The sequence below is a fragment of the Streptomyces sp. NPDC004732 genome, assembly GCF_040609235.1.
Lineage (GTDB): Bacteria > Actinomycetota > Actinomycetes > Streptomycetales > Streptomycetaceae > Streptomyces.
Map to the genome: position 1 here is coordinate 545,583 of NZ_JBEXJR010000006.1, position 14,988 is coordinate 560,570.

Annotated in this window: 15 protein-coding genes; 8 read left to right on the forward strand and 7 right to left on the reverse strand. The window is 71.1% G+C overall.

Going from position 1 to position 14,988, the window contains the following annotated elements; all coding sequences use genetic code 11:
• Positions 1 to 140 precede the first annotated feature (140 nt).
• Positions 141 to 1,622, reverse strand: coding sequence for a M1 family metallopeptidase (locus ABZV77_RS21160; RefSeq protein ID WP_356258839.1), 1,482 nt, complete (start codon positions 1,620 to 1,622; stop codon positions 141 to 143).
• A gap of 216 nt (positions 1,623 to 1,838) precedes the next feature.
• Between ABZV77_RS21160 and ABZV77_RS21165 the strand changes: the two genes are divergently transcribed.
• Positions 1,839 to 1,985 (forward strand): SCO1431 family membrane protein, encoded by a 147-nt coding sequence (locus ABZV77_RS21165; RefSeq protein ID WP_356258842.1) that lies wholly within the window; start codon positions 1,839 to 1,841, stop codon positions 1,983 to 1,985.
• Here the strand turns inward: ABZV77_RS21165 and ABZV77_RS21170 are convergent.
• The 3 genes from ABZV77_RS21170 to ABZV77_RS21180 form a co-directional block, all read right to left on the reverse strand.
• On the reverse strand, positions 1,963 to 2,877 hold the full coding sequence (locus tag ABZV77_RS21170) for a hypothetical protein (protein ID WP_356258844.1): 915 nt from the start codon (positions 2,875 to 2,877) through the stop codon (positions 1,963 to 1,965). The genes ABZV77_RS21165 and ABZV77_RS21170 overlap by 23 nt on opposite strands.
• Positions 2,874 to 3,794 carry a DUF6114 domain-containing protein gene (locus tag ABZV77_RS21175; protein ID WP_356259032.1) on the reverse strand — a complete coding sequence of 307 codons (921 nt, stop codon included), beginning with the start codon at positions 3,792 to 3,794 and terminating at the stop codon, positions 2,874 to 2,876. The genes ABZV77_RS21170 and ABZV77_RS21175 overlap by 4 nt, the downstream gene beginning before the upstream one ends.
• Positions 3,795 to 3,859: 65 nt before the next feature.
• Positions 3,860 to 4,414: a DUF6230 family protein gene (locus ABZV77_RS21180; RefSeq protein WP_356259035.1), complete on the reverse strand. Its 555-nt coding sequence runs from the start codon at positions 4,412 to 4,414 to the stop codon at positions 3,860 to 3,862.
• Positions 4,415 to 4,616: 202 nt separating this feature from the next.
• On the opposite strand from ABZV77_RS21180, the gene ABZV77_RS21185 reads away from it, so the two are divergent.
• Positions 4,617 to 5,240, forward strand: coding sequence for a TetR/AcrR family transcriptional regulator (locus tag ABZV77_RS21185; RefSeq protein WP_356258849.1), 624 nt, complete (start codon positions 4,617 to 4,619; stop codon positions 5,238 to 5,240).
• A gap of 63 nt (positions 5,241 to 5,303) precedes the next feature.
• Here the strand turns inward: ABZV77_RS21185 and ABZV77_RS21190 are convergent, their stop codons facing one another.
• Positions 5,304 to 6,548 carry a glycoside hydrolase family 18 protein gene (locus tag ABZV77_RS21190; protein WP_356258852.1) on the reverse strand — a complete coding sequence of 415 codons (1,245 nt, stop codon included), beginning with the start codon at positions 6,546 to 6,548 and terminating at the stop codon, positions 5,304 to 5,306.
• A 348-nt stretch (positions 6,549 to 6,896) separates the two neighbouring features.
• Here ABZV77_RS21190 and ABZV77_RS21195 point away from each other — a divergent pair, with 348 nt between their 5' ends.
• Positions 6,897 to 8,069, forward strand: coding sequence for an acyl-CoA dehydrogenase family protein (locus ABZV77_RS21195; protein WP_356258854.1), 1,173 nt, complete (start codon positions 6,897 to 6,899; stop codon positions 8,067 to 8,069).
• Here ABZV77_RS21195 and ABZV77_RS21200 read toward each other — a convergent pair.
• Positions 8,032 to 8,280: a hypothetical protein gene (locus ABZV77_RS21200; protein ID WP_356259047.1), complete on the reverse strand. Its 249-nt coding sequence runs from the start codon at positions 8,278 to 8,280 to the stop codon at positions 8,032 to 8,034. The two genes, ABZV77_RS21195 and ABZV77_RS21200, sit on opposite strands and share 38 nt — an antisense overlap.
• Before the next feature lie 393 nt (positions 8,281 to 8,673).
• Here ABZV77_RS21200 and ABZV77_RS21205 point away from each other — a divergent pair, with 393 nt between their 5' ends.
• Positions 8,674 to 9,801 (forward strand): hypothetical protein, encoded by a 1,128-nt coding sequence (locus tag ABZV77_RS21205; RefSeq protein ID WP_356258857.1) that lies wholly within the window; start codon positions 8,674 to 8,676, stop codon positions 9,799 to 9,801.
• Between the two features lie 29 nt (positions 9,802 to 9,830).
• Entirely contained in the window at positions 9,831 to 10,931 is a 1,101-nt protein-coding gene (locus ABZV77_RS21210) for a phosphotransferase family protein (protein ID WP_356258859.1), read from the forward strand.
• A 1-nt stretch (position 10,932) separates the two neighbouring features.
• Here ABZV77_RS21210 and ABZV77_RS21215 read toward each other — a convergent pair whose 3' ends face one another.
• A complete protein-coding gene (locus ABZV77_RS21215) occupies positions 10,933 to 11,361 on the reverse strand; it encodes a hypothetical protein (protein WP_356258861.1) in 429 nt (142 codons plus the stop codon).
• Positions 11,362 to 11,567: 206 nt separating this feature from the next.
• On the opposite strand from ABZV77_RS21215, the gene ABZV77_RS21220 reads away from it, so the two are divergent.
• From ABZV77_RS21220 to ABZV77_RS21230, 3 genes are all read left to right on the forward strand, one after another.
• Complete coding sequence (locus ABZV77_RS21220) at positions 11,568 to 12,008, forward strand: Lrp/AsnC family transcriptional regulator (RefSeq protein ID WP_030789227.1); 441 nt, start codon at positions 11,568 to 11,570, stop codon at positions 12,006 to 12,008.
• Between the two features lie 42 nt (positions 12,009 to 12,050).
• Positions 12,051 to 13,694 (forward strand): amidohydrolase, encoded by a 1,644-nt coding sequence (locus ABZV77_RS21225; RefSeq protein ID WP_356258864.1) that lies wholly within the window; start codon positions 12,051 to 12,053, stop codon positions 13,692 to 13,694.
• A gap of 479 nt (positions 13,695 to 14,173) precedes the next feature.
• Positions 14,174 to 14,965 carry a polyprenol monophosphomannose synthase gene (locus ABZV77_RS21230; RefSeq protein WP_356258867.1) on the forward strand — a complete coding sequence of 264 codons (792 nt, stop codon included), beginning with the start codon at positions 14,174 to 14,176 and terminating at the stop codon, positions 14,963 to 14,965.
• Positions 14,966 to 14,988 lie beyond the last annotated feature (23 nt).

The window sequence follows — 14,988 nt, forward strand, 5'->3', positions numbered from 1 at the left end:
GGCGGCCGGGGCCCTGACACACGCTCCACTGTGTCTATAGAGCATGTGGAGCCCTTCTGTAGCCAGTGGGGCGACATATGGGTGTGCCCGCCCCCGTCCGGGAGCGGGCACACGGCGTGTGTCTCAGGTGATGTACCGGCTCATACGGCCGGGTCCACCACCCAGTCGGGGTGCCCCGGCATGGGCGGGGTCTTGGGGCCGTACAGCCAGGGGTGCAGGAAGCCCTCCAGGTCCTGGCCCGCGACCTTCGACGCCAGGTCCACGAACTGCTGCGTGCTCGCCGTGCGTCCCTTGAAGCCGCTCACCCACGCGCGCTCGATCTTCTGGAACGTCGCGTCGCCGACCTGCTCGCGCAGCGCGTACAGGACCAGGGCCGAACCGTCGTACCGCATCCGCTTGAACAGGTTCGGCTCGGTCGGCTCCGCGGGGGCGCCGTAGTCCCTGCGCCACTGGTCGTGGGCCTTGTAGGCGGTCTTCATGGCGGCCTCGAAGCTGTCGCCGCCGTGCTGCTCGGAGTACTCCCGTTCGTAGAAGCGGGCGTGCCCCTCACTCAGCCACAGGTCGGACCAGCCCTTGAGGGCGACGCTGTCGCCGAACCACTGGTGGGTCAGTTCGTGCACCATGTTCCGCTCGGCGTCCACCTGCGTGCCGAGCAGGTCCGCCTTCGGGACGAGCGACAGGGTCTGCGTCTCCAGAGCCACCCCGAGGTCGGTGTCGCCGACCAGCAGGCCGTAGCGGTTGAAGGGGTACGGGCCGAGCTTCTCCTGCAGCCACTTCAGGTGGTCCGGGGTGAGCTTGCGGTAGGCGGCCGTCGGCTCGACCAGCGCGTCCGGGACGACGTCGCGCAGCGGGATGCCGCCCGGACCCTCGCTGTCGACCAGCTGGAACTTGCCGACGGCCAGCTGCACCAGCTGGGTGGAGAGCGGCTGTTCGGAGTCGTACGTCCAGCGCACCCGGCCGTCGGGGCGCTCGGCGCGCGAGACCAGCCTGCCGTTGGCGACGGCCGTGCGGTCGGCGGGCGTCGTGATGCGGAAGGTGATCGGCGCGCGCTGGCTCGGATGGTCGTTGCCGGGGAAGATCAGCCGCGCGCCGTTCGGCTGCGGGTAGACCACCGTGCCGTCGGGCGTGGGGATCCAGCCGTAGTCCTCGATCGCGTCGTCGCGGTGTCTGGTCTGGGTCGGATCGGCGGTGTAGGTGACCTTGACGGTGAAGGAACTGTCCTTGGCGATCGGGGACTTGGGGGTCACCGTCAGCTCGTCGCCCTCGCGCGACGCGGCGGCCGCGGAGTCGTTCACGGTGACCTTGTGCAGGGTGTTGCCGCCGAAGTCCAGATTGAAGCGGGACAGCGCCTGGGTGGACCGCGCCTTGATCGTCGTCGTCGCCTCGAAGGGGGTCTTCGGCGCCTGCCAGTCGAAGTCCAGGTAGTAGCGCTCCACCCGGTAGCCGCCGTTCCCGTCCAGCGGGAACATCGGGTCGCCGAGACCGGGCGCACCCGGTGACGGCTTCTCGGCCGCGGCCGGAGCGGCCTGCGAGACGGGGGCGGTGAGGGCGATCGTCGCGGTGATCGCGGCGGCGAGGGCGAGCCGCGCCCCGCGGCGGGTCGTCGTCCGGTTCGTGCTCATCGGAAACCTCTCGGTCGTACGGTGCACGGGCGAACGGACGGGGGAGATACCCCGCCGTCCGTACTTAGACGCGCAGCGTGACGTCCTAGTTGTGGGTGACCAAGGTCTCTCCCTCAAATGCACCTGCGGCTGGCAAGGTGGAGGGGTCCCGTGGGGTGGAGTCAGGACCGGGACCTCGTGGGGGAGCCCTGTCAGCCGAACGTCAGTGAGAACGACATGACCGCGACCTCTGCCACCGCCGTCCACGCGAAGGCCCGCACCGGCGGCCCCAAGGACGACGGGCCGAACCTGCTGGAGCACTTCGCGGGCTGGACCCTCGTCGTCGTCCTCGCGATGCTCGTCACGCAGACCGGTCTGCTGTGACGCCGCTCTCCTGACCGCCGTCGGCCTCGTCGAGGCCGACGCGCCAGTGCCGCCCCGGCACGCCCACCAGGCCGTACAGCCATCGCACCGGTGAGCGCCCGTGCAGCAGCGTGAGGCCCGCCACGACCGCGAACAGCGGCAGCCCGAGCCACCCGCCGACCAGGCGCACCAGCACGCTCGCGAAGAGCGCGCCCACGAAGGGCAGGCCGTACACCCCGGCCGCCGCGATGGCGACGGCGAGCAGCCGCGGCACCTTGCGGTCCTCGTCGGCCCCCGGCAGCGACCAGCCCTCCATGAGCCAGCCGATCTCGGTCACCAGCATGGTGCCGATCACCGCGGCCCCGAAGAGCAGCAGCGCGAGGAACGTCCCGGACGTCACGAAGTCCAGTACGTGGTTGACGACGCTGTCCCGCGGCCAGTCCGCGAAGTCTCCTGCGCCGGACGAGAAGAAGCGCTGGTACCCCTTGCCGTCCCAGCCGTGGATCAGCGTCCCGAACAGCAGGAAGTACCCTCCGACGCACTGCAGGTACGCCCAGTAGCCCGCTCCCACGAGCACGAGACCCTGCGCCACCAGGAACCCGAGGATCGCGGCCACGGGGATCCCGCCCGCGTAGAACAGCACGAACCCCGCCCACACGCCCTCATGGCCGTCCGCCACGTGCATGGTCGCCCAGGACGGGTTCTGCCAGAGCAGGAAGAGGCCCGTCGGCACCATGAGGACGGCGGCGAAGAGGGCCGTGAGCGCCAGATAGGGGTTGGCGGCCCTGCTGCGGGTGCGCGGGCCCTCGCCCGCGTTGATCCGCTCCCACACCTGCAGCTGGCGCCCGGCGGAGAGGGCGAACGTGGCGCCGATCGCGTACGCCCAGAACAGTGCGGCCTGGATCTGGATCATGCTGAGGCCCGCAGGGTGAGTCCGCCCGCCACGATCGAGTCCGAGGTGACCAGGGCCTGCTCCGCGCTCACGTCCGTCATGAAGACGAAGGGCGGCACGACGGGCGGCACCGGCAGCTTGTCGGGCGTGAAGGTCAGACAGAGGATGCCCTCCAGACACCCCTTGAACTTGGTCAGATAGAGGGTGACCTCGCCGCTCAGGTCCAAGGTGTCGGCGCCCAGGGCCAGTTCCTCCTTGCCGTCGCGCGTGGTCAGCCGGTAGTCGGTGAGCGAGGCGGCCTTCATCCGCAGCACCATGACCTTCAGCGGCCCGTCCGCGGTCGGGATCTCCTGGACGCCCGCCAGGAGGAAGCCCTGCGGCGCGAAGAGCGTGGTGGTGACGGTCGGGGGCACGCGCGGCGCCACGATCGCGTCCGCCGGGGCCGCCTTAGCCGGAGCCGCCCGCGCCGGAGCGGCGTGTGCGACGAGCCCGGCGGCGATCACCACGGGCAGCAGTACGGCCAGCGTCCGGGTGCCCTGCCCGTCGCGCACCCTGGGGAGCGCCGGATCCTCCTCGGCGTCCTGCGGCACCGGCGTCCAGGCGAACCCCATGGCGCTGCCCGCGATGCCGAGCAGCATGCCGACGAGGAACCCGCCGAGGTTCGTGGCCGCGAAGGAGAGCACGGAGAGGATCAGGGCGTTGACGCTCACATAGTGGTGGGTGTGCGGCAGCAGCCAGAGGAAGAGGCCTGCCACGACCAGGGCGATCCCGATGCCGAGGGCCGCGATCCCGCCGAGCCCCAGGCTGACCAGCACGGTCAGCGGCGAGAGCGGGATCAGGAGCAGCTCGGCGCCGCCGAGGATCAGCAGCAGACCGGCCCAGAAGGGCCGGGTGCGCCGCCATCTGCGGACGACCCGGCGCTGGTCGGGGCAGGGCAGCCGCCGGTCGAGCGGTCCGCCGCCGTCCCGGCGAAAGGGCCGTACCCCGCTTCTGCCGCCGCCGGTCAGAAGCACTTCTTGCCACCGAGGCTGACGTCGACCCGCATCCCCTTGAGCCGGAAGTTGCCGCCCGTCGCGGACCAGGCGTGCGACTTCACGCCGGCGACCGTGATGTCCCCGGCCTGCAGCCCGAACTTGCCCTTCTCGCCCTGGACGCCCGGCACTTCGTCGAGCGTCGAGGCGTCCCGGCCGATCTGCGCGGTGCCGAAGCGGGCGTCGCCGACCAGGTCCTCGCCGTCGATGATGAGGTTGCTCGCGGTGACGTTGCCCGCGTCGCCGCCCGCGGTCAGCTTGAACACGACGGTCCCCACCGGGGTCTTCACCTCGGCGGCCTGGCAGATGTCGGAGAGGGTCGCGTCACCGATCCCGAGGAGCGCCACCGGGTGCCCCTTGCCGTCGATGTCCCGGTCCGTCTGTACGTACGAGGAGAGGCCCTGGCTGGTGAGTTTCCCGGAGGACACCTGGAAGCTGGTGCCGGAGACCGCGAAGGACGCGGCGAGCGCGCCCTCGGCCATCACGGAGGCCATCACGCCGACGGCCAGGACGGCCGGCAGGGCCATCACGGCCGTCTTCTTCCAGGAGGTTCTGCCCTCGCGTAACGCGGTGCGTGCTGCGTTCACTGTCTTCCTCCCGTACGTCGTTCCGCGTCGCCAAGCGTGCGTAAGGGGAGTGCGTGAAGAGCCGCCGGGAGCCGGACCGGCAGGTGGCGCCGTTCTGCCATACTGCGGACGATCCCGAGGCAGTTGGAGACTAGGGCCGGAATTGAATAATAGTCAACAGCGCGGCACCGACCGCTCGGCGGCGCGCCGCGCCGAACTCATCGCCATCGGCCGGAAGTTGTTCGCCGACACGTCCTACGACGCACTGTCCATGGACGACATCGCCAAGCACGCGGGCGTCGCCAAAGGGCTGATCTACTACTACTTCAAGTCGAAGCGCGGCTACTACCTGGCGATCATCGAGGACTCCGTGGCCGACCTGGTGGCCCGGGCCGGGAGCCACGACGACCTGCCGCCGGTGGAGCGGGTGCAGCGCACCGTCGACGGCTATCTGCGCTACGCCGAGCACCACCAGGCGGCGTACCGCACGATCATCAGCGGTGGCGTCGGATTCGACGCCGAGGTGCACGCGATACGGGACGGGGTGCGCGAGGCGCTGATCGGTGCGATCGCCGAGGGGGCGTACGGCCGCAAGGACATCCCGCAGCTGGCGCGCACGGCGCTGATCGGCTGGCTGTCCAGCGTGGAGGGCGTCACGCTGGACTGGATCGGCAGCCAGGAGCTGTCGCGCGAGACGGTCGGCTCGCTCCTGGTGCGGACGCTCGGGGACACGCTGCGGGTGATCGAGGACTTCGAGCCGTCGTATCCGGCGCCTGCGCGGCCCTGACCCGGCGCACGGAAAAGGGGCGGGGGCCGCCGGGCCCCCGCCCCGATCACCGTGCGGACGACGTCAGTTGATGGCCTTGATCAGCTCACCGTTGGACGTGTCCCCGCTGAGCTCCCAGAAGAACGTGCCGCCGAGGTTCTGCTGGTTCTTGTAGTCCATCTTCCCCGCGATGGTCGCCGGGGTGTCGTAGCTCCACCAGTTGTTCCCGCAGTGCGCGTACGCGGTCCCGCCGACGGTGCCGTTGGCCGGGCACTTGGTCTTCAGTTCCTTGTAGTCGTCGATGCCCTGCTCGTACTTGCCCGCGGCCGGTCCGGTCGCGGTGCCGCCGGGCTCCTTCTGCGTGACGCCCGTCCAGCCGCGTCCGTAGAAGCCGATGCCGAGCAGCAGCTTCTCGGACGGAACCCCGAGCCCCTTCAGCTTCTTGATGGTGGCGTCGGAGTTCCAGGACTCCTTCGGGATGCCGTTGTAGGAGGTGAGCGGCGAGTGCGGGGCGGTCGGGCCCTTCGCGTCCCAGGCGCCGAAGAAGTCGTACGTCATGGGGTTGTACCAGTCGACGTACTGGGCCGCGCCCGCGTAGTCGGCGGCGTCGATCTTGCCGCCGTCCGCGCCGTCCGCCGGGATCGCCGCGGTGACGAGGTTCTTGTCGCCGAACTTCGAACGGACCGCGGACATCAGGCTCTTGTACGCCTCGCGCCCGCTGGTGTCGCAGGTCAGACCGCAGGCGTTCGGGTACTCCCAGTCGATGTCGATGCCGTCGAAGACATCGGCCCACTTGGAGTTCTCGACCAGGTCGTAGCAGGACTGGGCGAAGGCCGCGGGGTTCTTCGCCGCCTCGGTGAACCCGCCCGACCAGGTCCAGCCGCCGAAGGACCAGAGGACCTTGAGGTCCGGGTGCTTCTTCTTCAGCTTGCGCAGCTGGTTGAAGTTGCCGCGCAGCTCCTGGTCCCAGGTGTCGGCGACGCCGTCCACGGACTGGTCGGCGGTGTAGGCCTTGTCGGTCGCCGCGTAGGCGTCGCCCATCGTGCACTTGCCGCCCTGCACGTTGCCGAAGGCGTAGTTGATGTGCGTCAGCTTGTCGGCGGAGCCGGAGGTGTCGACGTTCTTGACGTGGTAGTTCCGGTCGTAGACACCCCATTCGGTGAAGTAGCCGACGACCTTGGATCCGGCGGCGGCCTTCGTCGCGGTGCCCTTGTCCTGTCCGGCGGCGGCGGTGCCCGCGCCGGCCAGCAGACCGGCTCCGAGGACGGCGCAACAGGTGGTGGCGAGGAGCGCCCGGAAGGAGGCGCGGGAAGTGTGCGGTCTGAGCATCTTGACTCCTCGTGGGGGGAAACCGGGAGGGGGGAAGTGGTGCTGTGGACCTGCGGGTGTGACTTGGCATGAACGCGTTCAGACGCTCGGGGGAACAGTAGGAGGACTAGACCAGTGCGGTCAATGGTTCGTACCAATCCGCCAGCCACGAGCGATCTTCAGCTATCTTTCGAGTAAGCGGTCGTTAACTAGTGACGGGTCGCCGCTGATCGGGCATACTCAACGCGCCAGAGCCGCTGGTCAGCTGCTTCCGTGACCCGGGAGGAGACCCCGGCTCGGCACGTTTCCCGGCGGCGCCGCCCCACCCAGCGCGGGCGTCCGCCGCAGCCCCACAGGGAGGAGAGCGTCATGCCCGACCACATCACGCAGTCGGTGGAGCGTCAGCTGCCCACGGATGAGGCCAGGGATCTGCTCTCGCTGGTCCGGGACATCGCCCAGCGCGAGATCGCCCCGAAGACGGCAGAGGAAGAGGACGCGGGGCGCTTCCCCCGCGAGGTCTTCACACTGCTCTCCGAATCCGGCCTGCTCGGCCTGCCGTACGACTCGGAATTCGGCGGCGGCGACCAGCCGTACGAGGTGTATCTCCAGGTCCTGGAGGAGCTCGCGGCCGCGCGCCTGACCGTCGGCCTCGGCGTCAGCGTCCACTCGCTCTCCTGCCACGCGCTCGCCGGTTACGGCACCAAGGAGCAGCAGAACGACCACCTGCCCGCCATGCTCGGCGGCGGTCTCCTCGGCGCCTACTGCCTCTCCGAGCCCGCGGCGGGCTCGGATGCCGCCTCGCTGCGCACGAAGGCCGTCAGGGACGGCGACGACTGGGTCATCACCGGCACCAAGGCCTGGATCACGCACGGCGGCGTCGCCGACTTCTACACCGTGCTCGCCCGCACGGGCGGCGAGGGTCCCCGCGGCGTCACGGCCTTCCTGGTGCCGGGCGACGCGGAGGGGCTGAGCGCCGCGGTGCCCGAGAAGAAGATGGGCATGAAGGGCTCGCCCACCGCCCAGATCAACTTCGACGGCGTACGCATCCCTGACTCCCGGCGCATGGGCGACGAGGGCCAGGGCTTCGCCATCGCGCTCTCCGCGCTCGACTCCGGGCGGCTCGGCATAGCGGCCTGTGCGGTCGGAGTGGCCCAGGCGGCCCTGGACGAGGCCGTCGCGTACGCCACCGAGCGGCGGCAGTTCGGCAGGCCCATCGCGGACTTCCAGGGGCTGCGCTTCATGCTCGCGGACATGGCGACGCAGATCGAGGCGGGCCGGGCGCTCTATCTCTCCGCGGCCAGGCTCCGGGACGCGGGTCGGCCGTTCGCCAAGCAGGCGGCCATGGCCAAGCTGCTGTGCACGGACGCCGCGATGAAGGTGACGACGGACGCCGTGCAGGTCCTCGGGGGGTACGGCTACACCGCGGACTTCCCCGTGGAGCGCCTCATGCGGGAGGCCAAGGTGCTGCAGATCGTCGAGGGCACGAATCAGATCCAGCGCATGGTCATCGCACGTCACCTCGCGGGTCCCGACTCGCGCTGAACTGGCCGTGGTGCACCGGCGGCGCCACGAGCATGGCCCACTCCGGGTCGTGGTGCCCCGGCAGCGTGCGGCCGCGGTCCGCCCAGTGGCGGATCAGGGCGCGGTAGATCGGCGGGTCCTGGAAGTGGGGCTGCTGGTACGGCGGGTGGGGCGGCTGGTAGGCCTGTTGATAGGCCTGGTGCGGCTGTTGGTGCGCGGGCTGCTGATGCACCGGTTGATGGACGTGCTGCTGTACGTGAGGCTGTACGTGCTGGAGTGGAGCCTGGTGCTGCGGGGGCTCCTGGGGCCTCTGGGGAACCGATTCTGCGGAGGCGGGCACCGTCACCAGGGTGCGTCGCCGGCGCCCGGTGGGGAAGTGTGCCGGGCCCGTGTCCGCGCCCATGTCCGTAGGAGTCATGCAAGGGCAACGCCCGCCGCCGCACGGAAGTCACCGCCTCAAAGAATCGAGCGTCTGTTCCTGGCCCGTCCGCAGGCGTGGGCGCCGACGCACACGGCCTGACGCGTCTCTGGCTCCGTCCCGCGAACTGACGTACCGTCAACTCCGCGCCGGAGGGCCCGCCCGCCTCCGCCACCCTGAACTGCCGTGCATCCAGGGAGGTTTGCCGTGGCAGACGACCGTCCGGTCCCGCTCGACGAGTACCCCGTGCACCAGGTCCCCCTCTCGATGAAGCATGTCGCGACGGGCGACCGCAACGCCTACGACCGCTGCATCTTCCACCTCTTCGACCATCAGGGCCGCGCCCTGCTCATCCTCGGGCTCGGCGTCTATCCGAACACCGGTGTCATCGACGCGTACGCCACCCTGCGCATCGGGGACACGCTCCACGCCGTACGCGCCTCGGACGCCCTCGGCGAGGACCGGATGAACCTGGGTGTCGGCCCGCTGCGGATCACCGTCGACGAACCCCTGCGCCGCATCCGCCTCACGTGCGCCGCCGACCCGGACGACCCCTCGTCCCTCTCGTACGACCTGACCTGGACCGCCGACTTCCCCGCCCTGTGGGAGCCGCACCACATCCAGCGCCGCGGCGACCGGCTCTCGCTCGAAGGGCGCCGTTTCGTGCAGGCGGGCCGCCCCGCCGGAGTGATCCGTGCGGGCGGCGAGGAGATCACCGTGACGGCGGGGGAGTGGACCGCGACCCGCGACCGCAGCTGGGGCGTGCGGCCCATCCCCGGCGAGGAACGCGGGCGTCTGGAGGAGGAGTTCGCCACCGAGGGCTTCCACTGGATCTGGTGCCCGGTCCACTTCGACGACCGGTTCCTCATGGTCATCGCCCAGGAGGACGCGGACGGCTACCGCACCCTCAACGACGCCACGCTCGTCCGCCCCGACCGGCGCGACCGCCAGCTCGGCTGGCCCCGCACCGACATCACCTACCGCTCCGGCACCCGCCACCCCGAGCGCGCCGTCATCCACCTCACCGACCCCGAAGGCCACAAGCCCCTGGAGGTCGGCGTGCAGGTGCTCGCCTCACTGCCGCTGGCCGTGGGCGCCGGATATCCGCCCGCCGACGACTGGCAGCACGGCACCTGGCGCGGCCGCGACTGGACCGACCGCCGGAGCTACGACCTGTCGGACCCCGCGGCCCACCCCCTCGCCGCGTACGGCGTCATCGACCACGCCGCACGCTTCACCCTCGAAGGCCGGACCGGCTACGGCATCTTCGAGCACGGCAGCTTCGGCCGCCACGACCCGAGCGGTTTCACCGGATTCGACTCCGTGGCGCCCTGAGGGCACGGCCCCGAGGAAGGAGTACCGACATGGCAACGGCACCCCGCCCCCGCACCACCACGCGCGACCCGGAAGACCTCGCCCGCCGTCTCAGCACCTGGCTCGACACCCGGCTGCCCGGCGCCAAGGCGGCCGACGTGACCGTGCCCGAGTCCAACGGCATGTCCAGCGAGACCCTGCTCTTCACCGTCGAACACCCCGAACCGCCGCTCAGGAACTGCGCGTTGCGGGTGGCCGCCGACCCGGCGGCGTACACGATCTTCCCCGTCTACGACATGCCGCGTCAGTACCGCACGATGCGGCTCGTCGCCGAACACACCGACCTGCCGGTCCCGCGGGTGCTGTGGCTGGAGGAGGACCCGGGTCCGCTCGGGGCGCCCTTCTTCGTCATGGAGCGGATCGAGGGGCGTGTCCCGCCGGACGTCATGCCCTATACGTACGAGGGCAATTGGCTCTACGAAGCGACCGACGCCGAGCGCGCACACCTCGAAGAGGCCTCGGTCCGCGTCGTCGCCCAACTGCACGACCGGGTACCGCCCGGCGCGGCGGAGTTCCTCGCGCTGCCCGGCGAGGGCAGCCCGCTGCGGCGCCACGTCGAGGCCCAACGCGCCTACTACGCATGGGTGGTGGACGGACTGCCCCGCTCACCCGTCATCGAGAGCGCCTTCGACCGCCTGGCGGAGATGTGGCCCCGGGACGAGGGCGACGCCGTCCTCAACTGGGGCGACGCACGCATCGGGAACATCATCTACGACGGATTCGAACCCGCGGCCGTCCTGGACTGGGAGATGGCGGCGCTCGCCCCGCGCGAGGTGGACCTCGGCTGGACGGTCTATCTCCACCGCTTCTTCCAGGACCTGACGGTGAGCTTCGGCCAGCCGGGGCTGCCGGAGTTCCAGCGCCGCGACCGCGTCGAGGCGACGTACGCCCGGCTCACCGGGCACACACCGCGGGACATGGACTTCTACACGCTGTACGCGGCGCTGCGGCACGCGATCGTCATGCTGCGCGTCGCCTACCGGCAGGTGCACTTCGGTGAGGCGCCGGTGCCCGCGAGCGCAGAGGCCGCGGACAAGCTGATCCTGCACCACGACAGCCTGGCCGCCATGGTGCAGGGCACCTACTGGTGAATCAGGCGGCGGGCCGGTGCTGCTGCGGCACCCGGAACGGGCGCGAGCCCGGACCGCCCACGTGCGAGAAGGGCTGCGTCCGCCAGTCGAGCCCCTGAGGGAGCGTCAACAGCAGCGCCGTGTCCTGCTCCTGGGCCTCCATCGTCTCGTCGGCGGGCGCGGCGTCGGCGGCCGCCCGGCCGGTGCCCGCGCAGACCGTCAGCCCGAACGGGTTCCACGGCGTGGCGCACAGCGCGTGCTCGGGCAGCACGTCCTCGTCCGCGAGAAGCGCGATGGGCTGCCCGCAGTCGGGGCAGTTCACCCGGTACATCTCAAAAGTGTCGTAGGAGTCGAGAAAGGCGTCGGCCGGTTCGACGCCCTCCGGCTCGGGCTCGACGGCCGGCTGCTGCTTTGCGCGGGCAGACCGGCCGGGGCGCTTCAAGTTCTGCATGGGAATCTCCCCCTCGGGTGGGCCGAAAAGGCAACTGCGGCCTCGACCACAGCAAGCACTTCCCGTCCCGTCGTAGAGGTAATCGTTGCATCCCGTCGGACACGGGCACAGCAGTGTGGCATTCGTCACATGCCAAATAAAGTTGCCCTCAAGCGGGGAGACGAGTCGGCTATCCGTGGGGATCAAGAGCCCTGTAGGTTCGGCGCATGGAGGAGCTGGACCGACAGATCGTGCAGCTGCTCGTCAAGGACGGGCGGATGAGCTACACCGACCTGGGCAAGGCCACGGGCCTGTCCACGTCTGCCGTGCACCAGCGGGTGCGCAGGCTGGAGCAGCGGGGTGTCATCCGCGGCTATGCCGCGGTCGTCGACCCGGAGGCCGTCGGGCTGCCGCTGACGGCTTTCATCTCGGTGAAACCGTTCGACCCCAGTGCCCCCGACGACATCGCCGAACGGCTCGCGGGCGTCCCGGAGATCGAGGCGTGCCACAGCGTCGCCGGAGACGAGAACTACATCCTCAAGGTCCGTGTCGCCACCCCGCTGGAGCTCGAGCACCTGCTCAGCCGGTTGCGGGCGCTCGCCGGTGTCTCCACGCGCACGACGGTCGTCCTCTCCACTCCGTACGAGGCGCGCCCGCCCCAGGTGTGACCCCCGCGTCGGCCGACCGCCGACAGGGGCGAGACTGGTCCCATGAGCCAGAGCACCGCCCCCGGGAACGACCCCCAGGATCCACTGAACCACCGCACCGTGCTGCTGCGCGGCGGCGACATCCACAGCCCCGCCGATCCGTTCGCCACCGCAATGGTCGTCGAGCGCGGACATGTCGCCTGGGTCGGCTCCGAGGGTGCCGCCGACTCCTTCGCCGGTGGCGTCGACGATGTGGTCGACCTCGAAGGCGCCCTGGTCACCCCGGCGTTCACGGACGCCCATGTGCACACCACGGCCACCGGCCTCGCGCTGACAGGACTGGACCTCACCGGAGCCCGCTCGCTGGCCGACGCGCTCGTTCTCGTACGCGAACACGCCGCCGCGCGACCGCACGACACCGTCCTCCTCGGCCACGGCTGGGACGCGGCCCGCTGGCCCGGCGGCCGCCCGCCCACGCGCGCGGAGCTCGACGAGGCGACCGGCGGCAGGCCCCTCTACCTCTCGCGCATCGACGTCCACTCGGCCGTGGTCACCACCGCACTGCTCGACCTGGTGCCCGGCGTCACCGAGCGCGCGGGCTTCCACCCGGACGCCCCGCTGACCGCCGACGCCCACCACGGCGTGCGCGCCGCCGCCCTCGGCGCGATCACCCCGCAGCAGCGCACGGAGGCCCAGCGCGCCGCGCTCCGGCACGCCGCCTCGCTCGGCATCGGCTCCGTGCACGAGTGCGCGGGCCCCGAGATCTCCGACGAGGACGACTTCACCGGGCTGCTGCGGCTCGCCGCCGAGGAGCCGGGCCCGCGCGTCGTCGGCTACTGGGCCGAGCGTGACGTGCGGCGCGCGAAGGAACTCGGCGCGGCCGGCGCCGCAGGTGACCTCTTCGTCGACGGCGCCCTCGGCTCGCACACCGCCTGCCTGCACGAGCCGTACACCGACGCGTCCCACACCGGCACCGCCTACCTGGACGCCGCTGCCGTCGCCGCCCATGTCGTGGAATGCACGGAGGAAGGCCTCCAGGCGGGCTTCCACGCCATCGGGGACGCCGCGGTGGCCTCCGTGGTCGACGGCATGCGCCGAGCCGCGGAGAAGCTCGGTGCGGCCCGCGTCCGCGCCGCGCGGCACCGCGTCGAGCACGCCGAGATGCTCACGCCGGAGACGATCGCCGCCTTCGCCGAGTTCGGGCTCACCGCGTCCGTCCAGCCCGCCTTCGACGCGCTGTGGGGCGGCGAGGACGGCATGTACGTCCAGCGCCTCGGCGCCGAGCGGGCCCGCACCCTCAATCCGTACGCGGCCCTCCTGCGCGCCGGTGTGCCCCTCGCCTTCGGCTCCGACAGCCCCGTCACACCGCTCGGCCCCTGGGGCACCGTCCGCGCCGCCGCCTTCCACCGCACGCCCGAGCACCGGGTCTCCGTGCGGGCGGCGTTCACCGCGCACACCCGCGGCGGCTGGCGGGCCGTCGGCCGCGACGACGCGGGCGTCCTGGTGCCGGGCGCGCCCGCCGATTACGCCGTGTGGCGCACCTCCGATCTGGTGGTACAGGCCCCGGACGACCGGGTGGCCCGCTGGTCGACCGACCCGAGGTCCGGCACGCCCGGCCTGCCGGACCTCTCGCCGGGCGCCGAACTCCCCGTGTGCCTGCGCACCGTGGTGGCCGGGCGGCCCGTGTTCGTGGGGCCGGACGAGTGATGTCCCGGCGGTGCGCGCCGCGGATCATGGCCGGTCACGGCGTCGCACGACCTGGGAATCCTGGGCACTGACCTGGCGGTCCGTTAAGTCGGCGCAGCTCAGCGGGGTATTGACAGAGAGCCGCCGTGGGCCGGTAGGTTCGGCCGGGTCCACCACAGGACGTCCGACCGGCGAACCTCCACGCAGTCGCGAACGCCGCTGGGTCACGGGTGGTGTGCCGCACCGGCGCACCACCACTGGGAGCCAGGTCCAGCGCCCGCGACGCGGAGGCGAGGGAACGTATCAGCCGAATCGGCAGGTGTGACCCGGGTCGGGCCCGGACGCTCAGTAGACAACGGCTTTCGGTCGATCCGCAGCCAGCGGGTCCCAGGTCGGCCCGAAGGGCGCCGGGCCCCGATCCGCAGTACGTCCCGTGCCGTCGCAGCGGCGCAGGCAGCGGCCATTAAGGTGGTCCTCTGCGTACGAACGAAGGGGCAGTAGTGAACGACGGCGGCGGGGTCTCCGAAGCAGGGGACCAGGGGAGGCAGTTCGGCTCGCTCGGCACGGCCTTGGTGATCATTCCGACCTACAACGAGGCGGAGAACATCCAGTCCATCGTCGGCCGGGTGCGTGCCTCCGTGCCGGACGCGCACATCCTGGTCGCCGACGACAACAGCCCCGACGGCACCGGCAAGATCGCCGATGAGCTCGCGGCCGAGGACGAGCAGGTCCACGTGCTGCACCGCAAGGGCAAGGAAGGGCTCGGCGCGGCCTATCTCGCGGGCTTCCGCTGGGGCCTCGACAACGACTACGGCGTGCTCGTCGAGATGGACGCGGACGGCTCCCACCAGCCGGAGGAGCTGCCCCGGCTGCTCACCGCCCTGAAGGGCGCCGACCTCGTGCTCGGCTCGCGCTGGGTGCCGGGCGGGCGGGTCGTCAACTGGCCCAAGCACCGCGAGTTCATCTCCCGCGGCGGCAGCATCTACTCCCGGCTCCTGCTCGACGTGCCGATCCGCGATGTGACGGGCGGCTACCGCGCCTTCCGCCGCGAGACCCTCGAAGGCCTCGGTCTCGGCGAGGTCGAGTCGCAGGGGTACTGCTTCCAGGTCGACCTGGCGCGCCGCGCGGTCAAGGCGGGCTATCACGTCGTCGAGGTGCCCATCACCTTCGTCGAGCGGGAGCTCGGCGACAGCAAGATGAGCCAGAACATCGTCGTCGAGGCGCTGTGGCGGGTCACCGCCTGGGGCGTCGGCGAGCGCGTCGGCAAGGTCATCGGGCGCAAGCAGCCGTGAGCGTCGGGCCAGGTCGCGGCGGG

What these genes read in the sequence shown, in the direction of transcription:
- ABZV77_RS21165 (WP_356258842.1), top strand. Translation starts at nt 1,839, where the DNA reads ATGACCGCGACCTCTGCCACCGCCGTCCACGCGAAGGCCCGCACCGGC.
- ABZV77_RS21225 (WP_356258864.1), top strand. Translation starts at nt 12,051, where the DNA reads ATGAGCCAGAGCACCGCCCCCGGGAACGACCCCCAGGATCCACTGAAC.
- ABZV77_RS21190 (WP_356258852.1), bottom strand. Translation starts at nt 6,548, where the DNA reads ATGCTCAGACCGCACACTTCCCGCGCCTCCTTCCGGGCGCTCCTCGCC.
- ABZV77_RS21170 (WP_356258844.1), bottom strand. Translation starts at nt 2,877, where the DNA reads ATGATCCAGATCCAGGCCGCACTGTTCTGGGCGTACGCGATCGGCGCC.
- ABZV77_RS21195 (WP_356258854.1), top strand. Translation starts at nt 6,897, where the DNA reads ATGCCCGACCACATCACGCAGTCGGTGGAGCGTCAGCTGCCCACGGAT.
- ABZV77_RS21220 (WP_030789227.1), top strand. Translation starts at nt 11,568, where the DNA reads ATGGAGGAGCTGGACCGACAGATCGTGCAGCTGCTCGTCAAGGACGGG.
- ABZV77_RS21210 (WP_356258859.1), top strand. Translation starts at nt 9,831, where the DNA reads ATGGCAACGGCACCCCGCCCCCGCACCACCACGCGCGACCCGGAAGAC.
- ABZV77_RS21180 (WP_356259035.1), bottom strand. Translation starts at nt 4,414, where the DNA reads ATGGCCCTGCCGGCCGTCCTGGCCGTCGGCGTGATGGCCTCCGTGATG.
- ABZV77_RS21160 (WP_356258839.1), bottom strand. Translation starts at nt 1,622, where the DNA reads ATGAGCACGAACCGGACGACGACCCGCCGCGGGGCGCGGCTCGCCCTC.
- ABZV77_RS21215 (WP_356258861.1), bottom strand. Translation starts at nt 11,361, where the DNA reads ATGCAGAACTTGAAGCGCCCCGGCCGGTCTGCCCGCGCAAAGCAGCAG.